The organism is Mycobacterium sp., assembly GCF_049683935.1.
Classification (GTDB): Bacteria; Actinomycetota; Actinomycetes; order Mycobacteriales; family Mycobacteriaceae; genus Mycobacterium.
On sequence record NZ_JBAUJR010000164.1, the window covers coordinates 21,771 to 38,327 of the forward strand.

Annotated in this window: 16 protein-coding genes; 7 read left to right on the forward strand and 9 right to left on the reverse strand. The window is 65.5% G+C overall.

Annotated elements, in window-relative coordinates; genetic code table 11:
- The first annotated feature begins 46 nt into the window (after window positions 1-46).
- On the forward strand, window positions 47-343 hold the full coding sequence (locus WA965_RS09535) for a hypothetical protein (protein ID WP_526294570.1): 297 nt from the start codon (window positions 47-49) through the stop codon (window positions 341-343).
- Window positions 344-362: 19 nt separating this feature from the next.
- Window positions 363-980: a GntR family transcriptional regulator gene (locus tag WA965_RS09540; RefSeq protein WP_526294571.1), complete on the forward strand. Its 618-nt coding sequence runs from the start codon at window positions 363-365 to the stop codon at window positions 978-980.
- 5 nt (window positions 981-985) lie between these two features.
- Here the strand turns inward: WA965_RS09540 and WA965_RS09545 are convergent, their stop codons facing one another.
- The 4 genes from WA965_RS09545 to iolD form a co-directional block, all read right to left on the reverse strand.
- Window positions 986-1,711 (reverse strand): RraA family protein, encoded by a 726-nt coding sequence (locus tag WA965_RS09545; protein WP_526294572.1) that lies wholly within the window; start codon window positions 1,709-1,711, stop codon window positions 986-988.
- A 212-nt stretch (window positions 1,712-1,923) separates the two neighbouring features.
- Window positions 1,924-2,739 carry a 5-deoxy-glucuronate isomerase gene (gene iolB, locus WA965_RS09550; RefSeq protein WP_526294573.1) on the reverse strand — a complete coding sequence of 272 codons (816 nt, stop codon included), beginning with the start codon at window positions 2,737-2,739 and terminating at the stop codon, window positions 1,924-1,926.
- Complete coding sequence (locus WA965_RS09555) at window positions 2,736-3,728, reverse strand: carbohydrate kinase family protein (protein ID WP_526294574.1); 993 nt, start codon at window positions 3,726-3,728, stop codon at window positions 2,736-2,738. The genes iolB and WA965_RS09555 overlap by 4 nt, the downstream gene beginning before the upstream one ends.
- Complete coding sequence (gene iolD, locus WA965_RS09560; protein WP_526294575.1) at window positions 3,715-5,616, reverse strand: 3D-(3,5/4)-trihydroxycyclohexane-1,2-dione acylhydrolase (decyclizing); 1,902 nt, start codon at window positions 5,614-5,616, stop codon at window positions 3,715-3,717. Before iolD ends, WA965_RS09555 begins: the two co-directional genes overlap by 14 nt.
- Window positions 5,617-6,168: 552 nt before the next feature.
- Between iolD and WA965_RS09565 the strand changes: the two genes are divergently transcribed.
- From WA965_RS09565 to WA965_RS09575, 3 genes are all read left to right on the forward strand, one after another.
- Window positions 6,169-7,179, forward strand: coding sequence for a Gfo/Idh/MocA family protein (locus WA965_RS09565; protein ID WP_526294576.1), 1,011 nt, complete (start codon window positions 6,169-6,171; stop codon window positions 7,177-7,179).
- Window positions 7,176-8,060 carry a sugar phosphate isomerase/epimerase family protein gene (locus tag WA965_RS09570; RefSeq protein ID WP_526294577.1) on the forward strand — a complete coding sequence of 295 codons (885 nt, stop codon included), beginning with the start codon at window positions 7,176-7,178 and terminating at the stop codon, window positions 8,058-8,060. The genes WA965_RS09565 and WA965_RS09570 overlap by 4 nt, the downstream gene beginning before the upstream one ends.
- Window positions 8,061-8,165: 105 nt before the next feature.
- On the forward strand, window positions 8,166-9,167 hold the full coding sequence (locus WA965_RS09575) for a Gfo/Idh/MocA family protein (RefSeq protein ID WP_526294578.1): 1,002 nt from the start codon (window positions 8,166-8,168) through the stop codon (window positions 9,165-9,167).
- 104 nt (window positions 9,168-9,271) lie between these two features.
- Here WA965_RS09575 and WA965_RS09580 read toward each other — a convergent pair whose 3' ends face one another.
- A complete protein-coding gene (locus WA965_RS09580; protein ID WP_526294579.1) occupies window positions 9,272-10,063 on the reverse strand; it encodes an IclR family transcriptional regulator in 792 nt (263 codons plus the stop codon).
- 264 nt (window positions 10,064-10,327) lie between these two features.
- On the opposite strand from WA965_RS09580, the gene WA965_RS09585 reads away from it, so the two are divergent.
- Complete coding sequence (locus WA965_RS09585) at window positions 10,328-10,546, forward strand: hypothetical protein (RefSeq protein WP_526294580.1); 219 nt, start codon at window positions 10,328-10,330, stop codon at window positions 10,544-10,546.
- A gap of 10 nt (window positions 10,547-10,556) precedes the next feature.
- On the opposite strand, the gene WA965_RS09590 is transcribed toward WA965_RS09585, so the two are convergent.
- Window positions 10,557-11,984, reverse strand: a complete 1,428-nt coding sequence (locus WA965_RS09590; RefSeq protein WP_526294581.1) for a dihydrolipoyl dehydrogenase family protein — start codon at window positions 11,982-11,984, stop codon at window positions 10,557-10,559.
- A gap of 1 nt (window position 11,985) precedes the next feature.
- Window positions 11,986-13,230, reverse strand: coding sequence for a bifunctional alpha/beta hydrolase/OsmC family protein (locus tag WA965_RS09595; RefSeq protein WP_526294582.1), 1,245 nt, complete (start codon window positions 13,228-13,230; stop codon window positions 11,986-11,988).
- A gap of 186 nt (window positions 13,231-13,416) precedes the next feature.
- Between WA965_RS09595 and WA965_RS09600 the strand changes: the two genes are divergently transcribed.
- Window positions 13,417-14,505: a methyltransferase gene (locus WA965_RS09600; protein WP_526294583.1), complete on the forward strand. Its 1,089-nt coding sequence runs from the start codon at window positions 13,417-13,419 to the stop codon at window positions 14,503-14,505.
- Here WA965_RS09600 and WA965_RS09605 read toward each other — a convergent pair.
- Window positions 14,464-15,636 (reverse strand): SGNH/GDSL hydrolase family protein, encoded by a 1,173-nt coding sequence (locus WA965_RS09605; protein ID WP_526294584.1) that lies wholly within the window; start codon window positions 15,634-15,636, stop codon window positions 14,464-14,466. The two genes, WA965_RS09600 and WA965_RS09605, sit on opposite strands and share 42 nt — an antisense overlap.
- A gap of 442 nt (window positions 15,637-16,078) precedes the next feature.
- On the reverse strand, window positions 16,079-16,557 hold a 479-nt coding region (locus WA965_RS09610), incomplete at its 5' end, for an SDR family NAD(P)-dependent oxidoreductase (RefSeq protein ID WP_526447421.1).

Below are 16,557 nucleotides of genomic sequence, written 5' to 3' on the forward strand. Positions count from 1 at the left end.
GCATGCTTCCAGGGAGGTCGGTTCAATCGGCACTACAACACGTAGCGTGCTCGATCCGTTGTCACCCGAAGAGTCCCCGCCGCTGACGCAGGCACTCAGAAGAAGTGTCGTTCCCGCGGCCAGTGCCATCGACGCTCGGAGCGGCACTTTGACCGTTCGTGTGCTGGGCGAAGTCGTTGTCATCGTGATCCTCCTGGGTTCGGCGCTGAACATGGATTCGAGCTGGCTTGGTGCTGGCTCGGTGCTGGTGAGTTGCGAAGAGGTTCGCTCGGTGACCTATGCTGACCGCCATGGCCGTGATGCCGGAACCCGCGTTTCCATCGCCGCTTCCCGAACTGGGTGAGATACCGACGCGAACCGGGATGATCGTCGAAGCGCTGAAGTTGGCGATCTTTTCGAGGCAGCTGAAACCCGGCCAGGTCTTGGTGGAGCGCAAGATCGCCGAACAGTTGGGGGTCTCGAAGACACCCACCCGCGAGGCGCTGATCGTGCTCAAACGCTCCGGCCTGCTGGCGGTGAAGGGCCGCAGCATTGCCGTTCGAAGCCTGAGCTTCACCGACATTCGCCACGTCTACGAGGAGCGAGTGCTGCTTGAGCCCTGGGCGGTTCTCGACGCCGCGCGGTCGGACACGCAGTTCGACGAGGCCGGTAAGGCTCTTGCCGAAGCCCGCGAACATGCCGCGGTGGGAGATCGAGTTGCCAGGGCGCTGGCCAACCGTCGATTTCATCGCGGAATGTACGCCGACAGCGAGAACAACTTCATCGTCCAAGCACTCGACCGCCTGCAGGATCTCACGGCACTCGCGGTGGTGGGCGTGCTGTGGGAACATTGGCCGAGCGAAGACACCGAGTCGGCCGAGCACGAAGCGATTTACGAAGCGGCGCGCAGCGGTGGCACGGGTGTCGCCTCTGCCCTGATGCGGGAGCACATCGCCGCGTCGATCAACCGCGTCGCTCAGAAAGAACGCCGTGGGCAGTAAGCACGTCATCGCGTGCGACGTGATTCATCATAGGCCGACAGAGTTTCTTTGTCCGGAGGGTAGGTGCCGAACAACGGTCTCCCACCCTCGATCCTGGTGAGAATGAACTCCTCGAGCATCTCCTGTTCGAGGGCATCGCGCGCCACCGAATCGGCCAGATGCCTAGGGATGCAAACGACTCCGTCACGATCACCCACCATGATGTCGCCGGGATAGATCGCGACTTCGGCACAGGCAATCGGGATCTGGGTGTCGACGACGTGGTGCTCGGCGAGGTTGGTGGTGGGCGATGCTCCCGCGGAGAAGGTCGGCAGGTCAAGGTCTTCGAATCCGCTCATGTCTCGAAATGATCCGTCGGTCACGATTCCGCTGGCACCCCTGGCACGCAGTCGAACCGCGAGGATGTGCCCCAGGGAGGCCGCTCGCTTCTTGCCTCTCGAGTCAATCACCAGGACCTGGCCATTTCCCACCGACTCGACCCCCTTGCGCTGCGGATGTTCGCGGTCTTTGAAGATGGCCGGAATGTCGATGTCTTCCCTCGCGGGAATGGCTCGCATCGTGAAGGCTTCGCCGATCATCCGCTGCCGGGCGGGGTTCGAGACGGTCAGCCCTTCCAGGAAGGCGTTGCGAAGTCCGCGTTCCAACAGTTGCGTCGTGATGGTCGCCGTGCTCACGCGTTCGAGGGCCTGACGAGTCTCGTTGCTCAGTGGCGTCGACCCATTCCCCCTCATGGTTTCGCCCGCATCTGCTCGTCGTGCTTCTCCAATGGACACTGAATGGCCTCTCGCTCCGGTAATTGGTATACCAAGATACCAAGATACCAAGCTGTGGCGCAAGCCTCTTTCGGGAGTTGATCGTGAGGCGGGTCACGCCGCCCCGAAGAGGTTCCGGGAAGCGCTGTCACGGCGCGGGATCGTGGCTGGAGATAGTGGTCTTTCAGCAGCTAACGACGCGGGGGGTGCTGCGTGCGAACTGCGGGCAGCTGCAGGAGTCCAGCGCTCCAGTCGTCGTTGATCCATGTCTCGGCGGGATCGAAATGCGGTAGTAGCTTGCGGTCGTCGCGGGTGCCGGCCAGAAAGTTCAGGATCCACATGTTGGCGGCCGGCCCGGCGGCGCACATGTGGTATCCACTGGGGACAGCGACCAGCGACCGGTCGCGGATCGGTGTGGATTCGTCGAGGCCCTTTTCGGGAGTGACGTTGCGGTGGTAGCCGAATCCGTTGTCGCGGTCGAACCGGTAGTAGTAGGTCTCCTCGAGATAGGGCGAGCCCTCGTAGCCATCGTGCCGGTGCGGTGGCCACCCCGCCCATCCACCGCGCGGAACCCAGGCCTCGTAGACGATCAGGCTTTCGGCCGGAAGCGGGTCGGCCAAATCGGAGACAACCTGCCGGCACGCCGGGCCGCCACCGCGCAGGACGCTGGACATCTCCGCGGTCGAGATCAGCCGGGCCGGGTAGCGACCGCTCGCTGGGGCAGAGCCGACCGCAAACTCGGAATCCTTGTGCGCGCGCACCGTGACTGTGGTCGACGGCGGGGCGTAGAGCACATCGACCGCTGCGGAAAAGACGCTGTCGCGGGAAACCCTGACGTCCAGGGTGTCCGTGGTCAGCTCGACGGCGCCATCGACGAGGACTATCGCACTTTCGCGGTCGGGGCTGTTGAGCGTGTGGGTCTGGCCGGACTTCAGGTGACGCACCTGTACGTCGAGGTACTTCCAGCCGGCCGTTTCCCGGCTCAGTTCGGCGACCACGGTGTTCATCGCATCACCGCGTTCGTGGACGACGGAAAGGTGAAGCCGACGTCAGCGGCGGAGGGGAAGCCGGTCGAGCAGTACGGTTGCTCCACGGTGTGTGCGGCGACGCGCATGGCAAGTTCCAGAGCGTGACCGCGGGACAGGCCCGCGAGTCGGCCGGCGATCATCGCTCCCGCGGTGGCGTCCCCGCCGCCCACCGTGCACAGCGGTGTGGTGCTCGCCGCAGCGGCCTCGACATCGGAGTGTTCGTTGATCCACAGTGCGCCCTGCGCCCCCAGTTTGAGGATCGCTTCTGGAAAGCCGTTGCGCCGCAACGCCGCTTCGACGGCGGCGCGGTCCAGCGGATCCTGCTGGTAGAGCGTGGCGTACTCCTCGACCGTGCCGATCACACCGGTAGCGCCCTGGAGCGCCGGTGCGACGGCATCGGCGTACGCGGCGGAGGTGGGCCAGCTGCTAGGCCGCAAGTCCAGGTCCCACCAGACCGGAACGAATCGCTGGGCGGCGCGGTTGGTGAGGGTCGCGATTGTCGCCGGTGTAGTGCCGGCGGCCATCGCATCGCCGGAGATCACGATCGCACGCAACGAGTCCCACGGCAGCGTGTCGAGGACTTCCTCGCCGAGATAGGCATCAGCGGGATGGTGGCGGTAGAACTGTCGTTGCCCGAGGTCGGCGGTGAGGGTCGCCAGCAACGCCAGAGACGTGGCCCCCTCGTCCAGCCGGTACACCCAGCGGGTATCGACGCCGAAGTCGGACAGCTGTTTCATCAACAGACCCGCGGCGTAGTCGTCGCCGGTGGCCGACAGCAGCGCCGAGGAGACACCGAGCCGTCGAGCGACGATGGCGATGTTGGTGGGGCTGCCGCCCACCGACGCGCGGAAGCCGGTGGCATCGGCCATCTCCGTACCCCAGGTGTCGACGTAAAGATCGAGGTTGATGCGTCCGACGGTCAGCAACTGAGGACCGAGATCCTCGACCTCGTGGTCAGCGCTTTGCATGCGGGGCCCGGTCGGTGCCCAGCACGCTGAGCCAGCGCTGCGCCTTCTTCTCCCGCACGTAGGTCTCGCGGGCGTTCTTGACGGCCGGCATCTCGGAGACCTCAGCGGTCGCCATGTCCCACCAGCAGGTGGCGTACCCACCGACCCGTTCGTGCCAGTCGGTTTCGACGACGATGGCGGTGGTCTCGGTGCCGCCGCGCGCGTCGGCGAGGGCCTTCTCGAACTGCTCCAGTGTGGAGACCTTCAAGGTTCTGGCGCCCAGGCCCTCGCAGATCTTGTCGAGGTCGTGGTGGAAGATCTCACCCGAGTACTTGCCGTCCTCGCCGCGGTATCGGTAGTGGCAACCGAACCCTTCGCAACCCACCTGTTCGGAGACGTTGCCGACGCTGGAGAATCCGTGATTGTCGATCAGGATGAGGGTGATCTTGACACCTTCCTGAACGGCGGTCGCCAGATCGGAGTTCATCATCAGAAAGGTTGCGTCGCCGGCCATCACGAACACCTCGCGGGATGGATCGGCCATCTTGGCACCGATACCGCCGGGGATCTCGTAGCCCATCACCGAGTAGCCGTACTCCACCTGGTAACTCAGCGAGTCGCGCGACTTCCAGAGCTTGAGCAGATCTCCGGGCAGTGATCCGGCAGAGTTGACCACCACATCCGTGGGTTCGGCAGAACGGACCACCGCCCCGATGAGCGAGGACTGCGTGGGCAGTTCGCCGGCCACTCTGTCGTAGAGCCGTTCGAGTTCGTCGTCCCACCACTTTCGATGCGCGGCGACCTCATCGACGTAGGCCTGCTTGGTGCGGTAGCCCGCCAGCATCGGAAGCAGCTCCTCCAGAGTCGCTCTCGCATCGCCAGTGACGGCGACACCAGAGTGCTTGTGGGCGTCCATTTCGAAGACGTTGACGTTGACGAACCGAACGTCGGGGTTCTGGAACGCGGTCTTGGACGCGGTGGCGAAGTCGGTGAAGCGGGTGCCCACGCCGATGACGAGGTCGGCGGCTTCGGCCATCTCGTTGGCACCCTTGGACCCGGCGACGCCGGCGCCGCCCAGGCTCATCGGGTGGTCGTCGGTCAGTGCGCCCTTGCCCGCGTGCGTCATGGCGACCGGGATCCCCGTCACCTCGGCCACGGCGGCTATGGCACTCTCAGCGCGGCTGTAGCGGGCACCGCCGCCGCAGATCATGATGGGCCGCTCGGCGGCACGAATGAGGTCGGCGGCACGACGCAGGGCACCGAGATCAGCGCGGTTGCGGGCGAGGTGCCACACCCGCGGTGCGAACATTGTGGCGGGATAGTCGTACGCGAACGTTCCGACGTCCTGCGGCATCGCGATGAACACGGCTCCGGTGTCCGCGGGCGAGGTGAGCACCCGCATCGCCTCGGGCAGCGTGGTGATGAGTTGCTCGGGTCGACTGATGCGATCCCAGAACCGCACCACCGGCCGGAACGCGTCGTTGGTCGACGTCTCGGGTGAGTGTTCGTTCTCGAGTTCCTGCAGCACCGGGGCCTGGACGCGTTCGGCGAAGGTGTCCCCGGCGATGAGCAGAACCGGGATGCGGTTGATTGTGGCCGCCGCCGCGCCTGTCACCATGTTGGCCGCCCCGGGTCCGATCGACGACAGGCAGGCGTAGGTCTGGGTGCGGTTTTTCATCTTGGCGAAGGCGATGGCCGTGTGCACCATGGCCTGCTCGTTGCGGGCCAGGTGGTAGGGAAAGTCGTCCTCATACTGCTGGATTGCCTGCGCTACACCGCCGATGTTGCCGTGCCCGAAGATTCCCCAGATGCCGGGGAAGAACGGATGAACCTCACCGTCGTGTTCGACGTGTTGGTTCATCAAGTACCGGATCAACGCCTGCCCGGCGGTCAGTCGAATCGTCGACATGGTGGGCACCTCTCTGCAATGTGTCCCCCCGACAGCCGGCGGGCCGCGGCGGCGGGTGTGACGGCCACTGTGACCGTTGCCTCACCCCGTCCTTGTCTAACACGCAACTATTACTCCGTCAATGTTGCGTTATATGTGACAGTTTGTCTCTGCCCCTCGTGCTCCCCGAAAGCGTTGCGGGGTTTCGCCTCGATTGGGCGCGGAGACTGGCGACCCGCCGATAGCGGGCCCATCTGCGCGAACACGGTTGGCCGCCGGTCGCTACCGCGCCGTCGGACGGCCAGTGAATCGGTTGCGAGTCACGCATCAACAAAAGCCGAATAGGCTTGTTATAGGCATCTGCGAGTGCCTACAGTATGTCTCGCGTATCGGTGGTTGTCACACGAGGAGCGCGCCGGGCCGCTAAACCGCAGCCGACACGGACTGGCTCCGGGGAAAGGGGATGACGGCAATGCGTGTGTTGGGAGTGCGGGGATGATGCGGCAACCCTGTACCGACCGGCGGAACGCTGTCGCCCAGAACCCCGAAGCTCAACTGAAAGTATCAAAAGCCATGTCTCAGTTCAGAATAGGTGTCATCGGCTTGGGCCGAATCGGACGGTTCCACGCCGAGACGCTCAACGATCTACCGCGCGTGGGGTCACTGGTCCTCGCCGACGCCGTACCCGAGGTTGCAGAAGTGGCGGCGAGGAAACTCGACGCGGAAGCAGTCGCCGACCCACTGGCGATGATCACCTCAGGTATCGACGGGTTGGTGATCGCCGCTGGCACGGCCTCGCATCCGGAGCTCATCGCTGCCGGCGTCGACGCAGGGGTGCCTGTCTTCTGCGAGAAGCCGGTCGCACCGACGACCGCGGAGAGTGCGGAGTTGCTCAGGGCGGTCGGTGTTCGCGACGTTCCCATCCAGATGGGTCACCAGCGGCGCTTCGACCCGGCCTACCGGGCGATCTGGCAAGCGGTGCGTGACGGTGACGTGGGCTGGCTGCACACGATTCGATCGACAACGCTGGACCCAGAGCCTCCCCCCGCCCCCTTCATCGCGTCTTCGGCGGGGATCTTCCCCGACTGCGGCGTACACGACTTCGACGTCGTGCGCTGGATCAGCGGTCGGGAGGTCGTGGAGGTGTACGCCGTTGGCGCCAACAGAGGCGATGCGTTCTTCGCCGAAGCCGGCGATGTCGATACGGCTGCCGCCACCCTTCTACTCGAGGACGGGACCATTGCGGTGATCTCCAACGCACGCTACAACGGCGGTGGGTACGACTGCCGACTGGAGGTGCACGGGTCCCGCGGCACCCTTGTCGCGGGGTGGGATGACCGTTCGCCGGTGCGGTCAACCGAGCAGGGCGGCGGCGATATTGGCCGGGACCCGCATCGGATGTTCATGGTGCGCTTCGAGGCGGCCTATCGCGCTGAGTTCGAGGCGTTCCTCGACGTCGTTGCCGGCGACGCTTCCTCGCCCTGCACGGTGCAGGACGCAGTCGCGGCCGGGCGTATCGCCGAAGCGGCGACCACCTCCCTCAAAGAGCACCGACCCGTACGCGTAAGCGAGGTAGCTGCGTGAGAATCGCTGCTGCACCCGTATCCTGGGGCCTCTGCGAGGTCCCCGGGTGGGGCTATCAAATGCCGGGCGCCCGTGTCCTGCACGAGATGGAACGACTCGGCATACGAGCGACGGAACTCGGGCCGCCCGGTTTTTTACCCGAAAGCGGTCCGGCCCTGCGGACACTGCTCGCCGAGCACGATCTGAGCCCGGTGGGGGCATTCGCGCCGATCGTGTTGCATGACGCGACAGTCGACGCCGTAGCGCAGGCGAAGCCTTTCATCCAGCGATTGCGGGCTTGTGGCGCAGATGTGCTCGTGATCGGGGCGGCGACGGGGCGCGACGGGTACGACGGCCGATCCACTCTCGATCGTGAGCAATGGGACCGATTGGTCGCCAACCTCGAGCACGTCGAGAAGGTTGCGCAGGACTCGGATGTTCGCGCCGTGTTGCATCCTCACATGGGCACGGTGATCGAACGGCGCGAGGAGGTCTACCAATTACTGGGGTCGTGTTCAGTGCCGCTCTGCCTCGACACGGGCCACCTGCTCATCGGCGGCACCGATCCGCTCGAATTGCTTCGGACGCATGGTGATCGGATCGCGCACGTTCAACTCAAGGACGTCACGGCCGCGCTGGCCGCGCAGGTGAGCAGTGGGGAGACGCGGTACAGCGACGCCGTCCGCGACGGCATGTACACCCCGCTGGGGCGCGGTGACATCGACATCGAGGGCTTGCTCGATGAGCTGGCAGCGCGAAGCTACTCGGGATGGCTGGTTCTCGAGCAGGACCGCGTCCTGACCGAGGACCCGGTCGGCGAGGGCCCGTTGGCCGACGCCCGAGCCAGCATCGCCTACCTGCGAACGGCGTTGGTACGGGCCCAGAAGGAATCGGGACGCTAACGCTGATCGAGACTTCGTCAGCGTGACGCCTACCCGAGAAGCCGATCGACGCGGCCTGGCCGCTGCTGTCGAGACACCGCAACCGCGGAGAAAGGTCGACATCCGATGACAGAGAAGCTCCTCGTGATGGGCACCGGCCGCATGGCACACGTCCGTGCCGAAGCGGCACGCGCCGCAGCACCCGACATGGACGTGCACATCACCGGCAGACGAATGGACCGCGTTCGGGAGATGGCGTCCCAACTGGGTATGCAGCCGGTCGCCATCGCAGAGCTGAACGAACACCGGTACGCCGGTACCTTTATTACCAGCGCCACCGACAACCATCTCGAAGATCTGAAAGTCTCATTGGCACTCGGAGTTCCGGTGTTGTGCGAGAAGCCGCTCGCGGCTCGGTCCGCCGATGCCGCGGTCCTTGCCGCAGCCGCCAATGCGGCAGGGGTGCCGCTGTACGTCGGATTCCAGCGCCGGTTCGACTTCGGGTACCGCGGTATCCGCGAGCGGATCGACGGCGGCAAGGTCGGTCCGCTCCACCTCATCCGCACCACCTCGTTCGACCATCGCCCGTCGGCGCCCGAATTTCTCGCCACCAGCGGGGGTATCTTCCTCGACCTGTTGGTACACGACGTCGACATCGTCCACTGGCTGGCGGGCTCAGTTGTCGATTCCGTGTACGCCTCGGCCACGGTTCGCACCAGCCCGATCTTCACTGAACTCGACGACTTCGACGTCGTCACCGCGGTGCTCAATCTCCGTGGGGGCGTGACAGCTGTGTTGAATGCCACCCGCTCGAATCCACATGGCCAGGATGTCCGCTGCGAAGTCCTGGGCGCCGACGAATCCGTTGCGGCGGGTCTCGGTACACGCACGCCGATCCATCGGCTCGACTGGCACGGTGGGCCAGGGCCTACGGCCTACCCCGACAATTTCATGGACCGCTTCGCCGACGCCTTCACCGCCGAGACCGCTGCCTTCGTCGACCACGTACGCGGTGGCGGCGCCTTCACGGGTTGCACTGCAGACGAATGCCTCAGGGCCATGATCGTCGCCGAGCGGTGCGAACAATCGGCACGCACATCACGTTGGCTGCCGGTCGACCCGATGTAGCCGCAGCAAAAAGGTTCCGTCGGCGGTGTGACGACAAGACAGCGTCCGAACTGAGATGTGGCCGAACTCGATCACCGCCTCGCGACCCGATTCCGAACGGCCTCCTAACCGGCGGTTCCGGTCACCGCGGATCTGCCGCCGAGCGCCGCGGTGATGTCGGCGGCCACGGCGACGACATGTGCAGCCAGGTCCTTCAGCGATTCCGGAGTGAGCCGTGTCGCCGGTCCGTCGATGCCGATGACGCCGACCGGTGCGCCGTCGGGGCCGTCGTACACCGGAGCCGAGATGCACCTCACGCCCATGTCGTTCTCCTCGTCGTCGATGGCGTAGCCACGGGAGGCTATGTCCTCCACATGCGCCGCCAGGACCTTGGCGCTGGTGATCGTCCTGGTTGTGCGAGGAGGTAGATCGGCTGGAACAGCGGCGAGCCCCACAGCCAGGAGGCATTTGCCTGCCGAGGTGCAGTGAAGCGGGACCCTGCGGCCCTTGCCGGCGACCACGCGTAGTGGTCGCGTCGTTTCCACATCATCGATGACCAGCGCCGCAGCACCCGTGGACACCGCCGCGTGAGCGCATTCGCCGGTCTCCTCGACCAGTCGAACCAGGTGCGGGCGTGCCGCTTCAGCGAAGCGCTGATGAACCTCCTGGATTCCCGAGTACGCGAGCACGGCCGGGCCGAGACGGAAGCCGCGCCGGGTTTCACTGACAGGCACTGCGTACCCAGCGGCGGCAAGGGTTTGCATCAGACGCGAGGCACTGCTCTTGTGAATGTCGAGTTCGGAAGCCGCCTGCTGGACGGACAGCCCCTTCTCCCGACGAACCGGATCGGCGGAAACCTCGAACAGCAGATCCAGGATTCTCAAGCCGCGTTCGAGCGAACCAACAGTTGACGACATACGTAACTTCTACCATGCAACACTGGACCGGCTGGCATCGCGCGAAGCGCAACTTATTCTAGATTCGCCCTCGAACGCTTGAACCCTGCTCAACGAGGCCCACCTCGAGCTTATCAACGCATGCGGATGGCTAATCTGTTTCCTGCGGGAGCGAACAGCGCAACCTGAGGTCCGATGTTGTCGCGGACAGTGACTCGCTAGTCCCCTCCCGATTCAACGCGGCCAGTTGAGTGCCCTCTCCGTGCGCAGTCCGGGGTTGTGGTGGTGGCCGGGGCGGGCGAGACCTTCGTGTCTCGGGCTGTCGCAGAGTCCCCGATCGCGCCACCCGGCATCAGGTATCTGTCGTTCGACGAGCCGCTCTACGACACCGTCGCCCTGATCCAGAAGGAGTCCGCAGTCTTGTCCCCCGCCACCAGGGAGCTCGCGCGCCTGGCACGGGAAACGCTCTCGGACTTCGGCGTGGCCGATTCGGCTGTCCCGTAACGTAATCCGACTACGCACCCCGTCGCCGCGCAACAAGAGGATTCCATATCTGGTTGATCGACGGGTGAGGCGCCACGACGTGGCGCAGCATGTCGATAGGCACCTTGGCGACCACGGCGAGTGTCGCAGCCTGAGCGAGTTCGGCGAACTCAGGTCCGACGAACGTCGCGCCGAGGAGGGCGTCCGTGTCAGCGTCGATGACCAGCTTCGCCCAGGCGTCGAAGCCGTCGCGGAAGATCGCCAGATCGGGCACCGCTTCCGGATAGCGCGCGGTGGTTGTCGTGACCGTGAATCCGTCTGCGCGTGCTTGGCTTTCGGTGCGGCCCACTTCGACGACTTGCGGATCGGTGTAGACGACTTGTGGGAGATTGTGTGGGTCTCGTGCGATGAGTTCGTCGGGGCCGAGTTGGTGTCCCCGTGCGCACGCAGCGATCACGTCGGCGACGACCACCGCGTGATACTGCGACAGGTGTGACAGCAGCGCCCGCCCGGTGGTATCGCCCATTGCGTACAGCCAGCTGCCGTCGACCCCTACTGCTTGCAAGTGGTCGTCGACCGCAACGAAGTCGCCGACGGGGAGCCCGACGGCATCCAGGCCGAGGGCATCGGTATTGACCACCCGGCCGGCAGCGACGACGATTTCATCGACTTCGATGTCCTCGTCGTCCACGGTGGCCGTGACGGCACCATCCGGCTCGGATCGGGTCACCGCCGACAGCTGGGCACCGAACCGAATGTCTACTCCATTGCGGCGCAACGATTCGGTGACCATCTCGCCGGCCACGGCCTCCGAATTGCGCAGCAGAGCGTGACCTCGCACCAGCAGGGTGACCGCGGAACCGAGGCCCGCCAAGATCGTGGCGAACTCGACGCCGACGACGCCGCCACCGACGATCAGCGCGCGCGGCGGCACGCGAGTCATGGTGGCCAGATCCCTATTGGTCCAGGGTCGCGCGTCGGCAAGTCCCGGTACGTCGGGGATCGCGGGGCGGGTGCCGGTCGCCAGCACTACCGCATGTCGCGCGCTGATCAACTCCTCACTTCCATCAGGGCGAGTCACGGTGACCTCACGTTCGCCGGATAGCCGGCCGTGGGCGTGGAACACGGCGAGCCCTTGCTGCTGCAGGGCCGCCGTGACGGCGTCGTCGTTGAGATGGTCGACGATCGCGTCACGCTTGGCGAAGACTGCGGCAACGTCGAGCTGGGCCCGGCCCACGGCTTCGCGCACGCCGGGAACGGCTTTCGCCAGTGCCAGTACCTCGATCGGCCGCAGGAGAGTCTTGGTCGGATTGCACGCCCAGTAGTGGCATTCGCCGCCGATCAAGCGTTCCTCGACCAGCGCGACGGTCAACCCTTCGGCGATGAGATAGCCCGCTGCTGAGGCGCCGCCCGGGCCACCGCCGATGATGATCACGTCGAATTCGGTGGGTTGTGTCATATCAGCCTCTGTCGTCGTCGGTTCGTGTTTCAACGGTGTGGATCACCACTTCGGAACGAAGGGTGCGGTGCACCGGGCACCGGTCGGCGATGCCGAGCAACGCGGCACGTTGGTCGGCGTCGAGGGGACCGATCAGAGTGATGTCGCGTTCGATCCGATCGACCATCCCGGTGGCGGTCTCACACTCGGCACAGTCGTCGGCGTGGATTCGGAAGTGGCGTGAGTCGACGACAACACGTTCGAGCGGAATCTGCTTCCGGTCGGCGTACATCCGCACCGTCATCGACGTACACGCGCCGAGCGCGGCGAGGAGCAGGTCATACGGGTTGGGCCCCGTGTCATCCCCGACAGGATGGGGCTCGTCTGCCGACAGTCGATGACTGCCTGCACTGATCTGCTGGCTGAGTCTGCCTGTGCCGCTTTCGGCGACCCGTACTAGACCGTCGGCGGTGTCGGTGTCGGTGTCGGTGGCGTCGGAGATATCCGTAGGGGTATCGGCGTACCGGCCCGACCAAGCGGCAAGGACATCAGCCGCGAACTCGGCGTCAGCCCGGTTGCTGAGTAGGTGGTCGGCACCGTCGAGGCTGATGAACGACTTCGGATGTCGTGCGGTGTCGAAGATGGTTCGCGCGTTGTCGACCGACACCACTTGGTCGACTGGAGAATGCAGGACGAGCAGCGCCGCATCGAGTGTCGAAATGCGTTCGCGCTGCGGTTGAGTCGCGATGTCGTCGAGGAAATGACGGCGCACCCGAAACGGCCGACCCCCGATCGAGACTGTGGCCTCACCCGCTTGGACGGCGGACAGGGCGTCGCCCAGTACCCCCGTCACGTGGGAGGGGTCAGCGGGTGCACCGATGGTGGCGACCGCGCGAACCTCGGGTATCTGCCGGGCGGCGGCCAGGACTGCCGCTCCGCCCAATGAATGTCCGATCAGAACGGCCGGTGCAGAGTACTGGCTGCGGAGGTGGTCCGCGGCGCGCACGAGGTCCTCGACGTTGGAGCTGAAGCTCGTCGAGGCGAAATCGCCCTCGGACTCCCCCAAGCCGGTGAAGTCGAACCTCAACACCGCGATTCCCTGCTTGGCAAGCGCGCGCGAGATCCGCCCTGCCGCAACATTGTCCTTACCGCAGGTGAAGCAGTGTGCGAACAGCGCGAAGGCCCTCGGAGTTCCGGTCGGCAATTCCAGCTTGCCCGCCAAGTCGCCGTTGCTTCCGCGGAAGGTTGTCTTGGTCTGGGTGCTCATGCAGCCACACCGTAGCCTGCGTTGACGCGGGAGCTGCACAGTTGCAATGACATTGGCTTCCTCTACGTCGAAAGGTCAAAGAGCTTCCGATACATGAGTGCCGTGGGGACAGCGTGGCGTTACACGTCGTCGTCGAACCGTCGCAAGACGTGGCCGCAACGTGCCGTGAGGGGTTAGCCTGCACGGATGCCGTCGACGCCTCTCCCCGTGGTGCTGGCTACGCTCGCCCTGCGACGCAGACTCAAGCAGTTCGCAGACAAGCTGGTGCCACCTCAGATCGCGATGCTGGACCTCGGCGAGGGCGTCGGCGGTGTCCAGGTCGCCGCAGCCATCGCCGAACTCGGGATTGCCGATGTGCTCGCCGAGGGGCCGATGACTGCGCCGCAGATCGCCGCCCGGATCGAGTGTGATGAAGAGACCACCCACCGTCTGCTGCGGGGCGCCGTCGCGTGCGACCTGTGCACGATGGACCGCCGGACCGGTGCGGTCAAGCTGACCCGCATGGGGGCGGTGCTGCGCAGCGACCATCCTGCGTCGCTTCGGGCGTGGATGCGCTACAAAGGGATGCGGTCGACCGTCGACGCCTGGGGAGGGTTGGCCGCCAGCGTGCGCAGCGGCCGGAGCGCGTTCGAGCTCGTGCACGGGGTGTCGGTGTGGGAGTGGTTCGCCGCGCACCCGGACGAGCAGCGCGTCTTCGCCTCGACCATGCGCCAGGCCACCGAGATCAGTGCCCGCGCCATTGCGCGGGCCTACCCGTGGCCAGACGGTGCGGTGGTGTGCGACGTGGCCGGTGGGATCGGCACGCTGCTGTCGGTGATTGTGGCCGAGTCAGGCGCGAACCTGCGTGGGGTGCTGGTGGACAGTGCGGGAATGATCGCCGAAGCCGAACAACTCCTCGCCGACCGCGATGTCGCCGACCGCATCGATCGTGTCGAGGGCGACATCTTCCGCACCATCAACGCGACCGCCGACGTGTACGTGCTCAAGGATGTGCTGCACGACTGGGATGACGAACGCTGCGCAAAGATCCTCGCCGCGGTGTCGGCGAGCATGCCCAGTGGCAGCAGGCTCGTGGTGGTCGAATATCTCCAGCCGCTCAATCGCCCGAATCCGTTCTCCCCGCTGCTCGACCTACACACGCTGACCCAACGCGACGGTGGACGTCTGCGCTCGTTGGCCGAACTGTCCGCGCTGCTCACCGACGCCGGCCTGCGACCCACTGGGCGCAAGTTCTCAGTCGTGCCGCACGACCTCATCGAGGCGGAGAAGGTCTGAGAATGCCAAGCGGGCGAAGCGCCGGCCGATGATCTGGTGCGTCGCGGCGTCAGGATGCAGATTGTCGGGCAGCGGGTGTTCAGCGGAATCGTCGGCGCCGTAGAGATCCCGGCCGTCGAGGTAGTACAGGTGCGGGTCGTCGACCGCCCGTGCGGCCATAATCTCGGCGAGCTGCTCGCGGATCACCGACAGTGTCAGTTTGCCGCGCCCCGAGTCTGCGGGGTCACCGGTGGCGATGAACCGGATCTGCCCGGCGGCGAGGGCCGCTACGTCGAAAGCACCTGGCCCAGGGGTGTTTTCATGAATGGGGCAGTAGAGCGGTCCCACGACGAGCAACGGGCTGTCGGGGTGTCCGTCGCGCACCGTGTCCAGGAACCCGTGAACCGCAGGCCCGAACGCCCGCACCCGCATCACGTCACCATTGACGAGATTGATGCCGATCTTGACGCTGAGCACGTCTGCGGGTGTGTCTCGCATCGTGCGAGCGACGAACGGGTCGAGCATCGCACTGCCCGCCAGGCCGAGGTTGATCAGCTCCACCCCACCGAGCGCGGCGGCCAACGCCGGCCACGTCGTGCTGGGGCTCGCTGCGTTGGAGCCCTGGCTGATGGAGCTGCCGTAATGCAGCCACACCCGCCGCCCGGAGTCTGGCACGCGATTGATCGCGTCGTCGGTACGCAGGGCGACGATCTCGATGCGCTCGTAGTGCGGCAGCCAGATCTCGACGTCCTTGTCCTGTGCGCTCAGTCCGGTGAACCGCACGGTGCCAACGGATCCGCGCTGAATCTCGGTGTGTCCCGTGGCGGGGTCGACTCGCACCACGTCGCCACCGGTGGTCGCCACCTGTTGCGTGAGGTGCCCGTCGACGCGCAGGTCGACCATGCCGTCGGGGCGCTCGGGCACCCCTACCAAAATCGTCCGTGTCCGCAGCAGATCGAGTTCCACCGCGGTGGCGCGAGTGCGGAACGCCACTCGCACGCCGGAGGGCTGCGCCTCCACGGCCGCGAGTTGCGGGTCGCTGCACTGCGCTCGGGCTCGGGCCGGCAGCCGATGGGGCAGCCACCCCCGGTCTGTCGGCTCCAGCTCGGCCAGACCACGCAGCAGGTCGGCGGCCATGGGGTGGCTTCTCATCGCACGGTCACCTGAAGTGGGAATGTTCATCACTTCCTTCCAAGTCGTTCCTGGCAACTGGCCGGAACGGCGCAGCAGATGCGGCGCGTCGAAATAGGAGGCGTTGCGGTCCCATGCCGGCAACGGATCGAGGGATCACCGGCCGAATGTTCACGTGGCCATCTCACTGTGTGCCCCAGGGGCATAGTCAAAATTACCAGAAGTCAGCACCAGCAATACCTGTCGTCCTCACCGGACAGTGCAGCAGGCCACCGAGATCGGTGTTCTCGAACAGTGTTGCAATACTGTCTGATTGGTGAGTGCTCTATGCCGCAGCAGATCAGACGCGTGGGTTCTCATCGCGGATGGCACGTCAGCGCCTCTGCGACATGCGCTTGTCTCATGTCTACGCCGAGACGTTTGTCTCACTAACTACTGCATTTCCTCGGGCCGCGGATCGTTGTCAGACCGCCGCCCAACCCCCATCAACCGACAGAATGGCGCCGTGGATATTCGCGGCGCCCTCGCCGGCCAAGAAGACCACGGCCGCGGCCACTTCTTCAGGTGTGCTCATCCGCCGAGAAGGGATGCGCGCGAGCACCGGTGCCAAGTAGTCGGCGTACTCGGCATTGCGCTCCGTGGCGATGGGGCCCGGCGCGACGGCGTTGACCCGCACACCGTGGGGCCCATACTCGGCGGCCCACGACTTGGTCAGCGAGTGGTTGGCCGCCTTGGTAGCGCTGTACAGCGCGGAACCGTCAGCCCCATTGAAGCCGTTGATCGAACCGATGTTCACGATGACTCCGCCGCCGCGGCGCACCATCGGCGGCGCCAGAAGGCCAGTCAGTAAGAACGGTGCGACGACGTTGGTGCGCAGCGATTCCAGCAACGCCTCCTCATCGATTTCAGCTGTGGGAGTGGGCATGCCGAAGATGCCTGCGT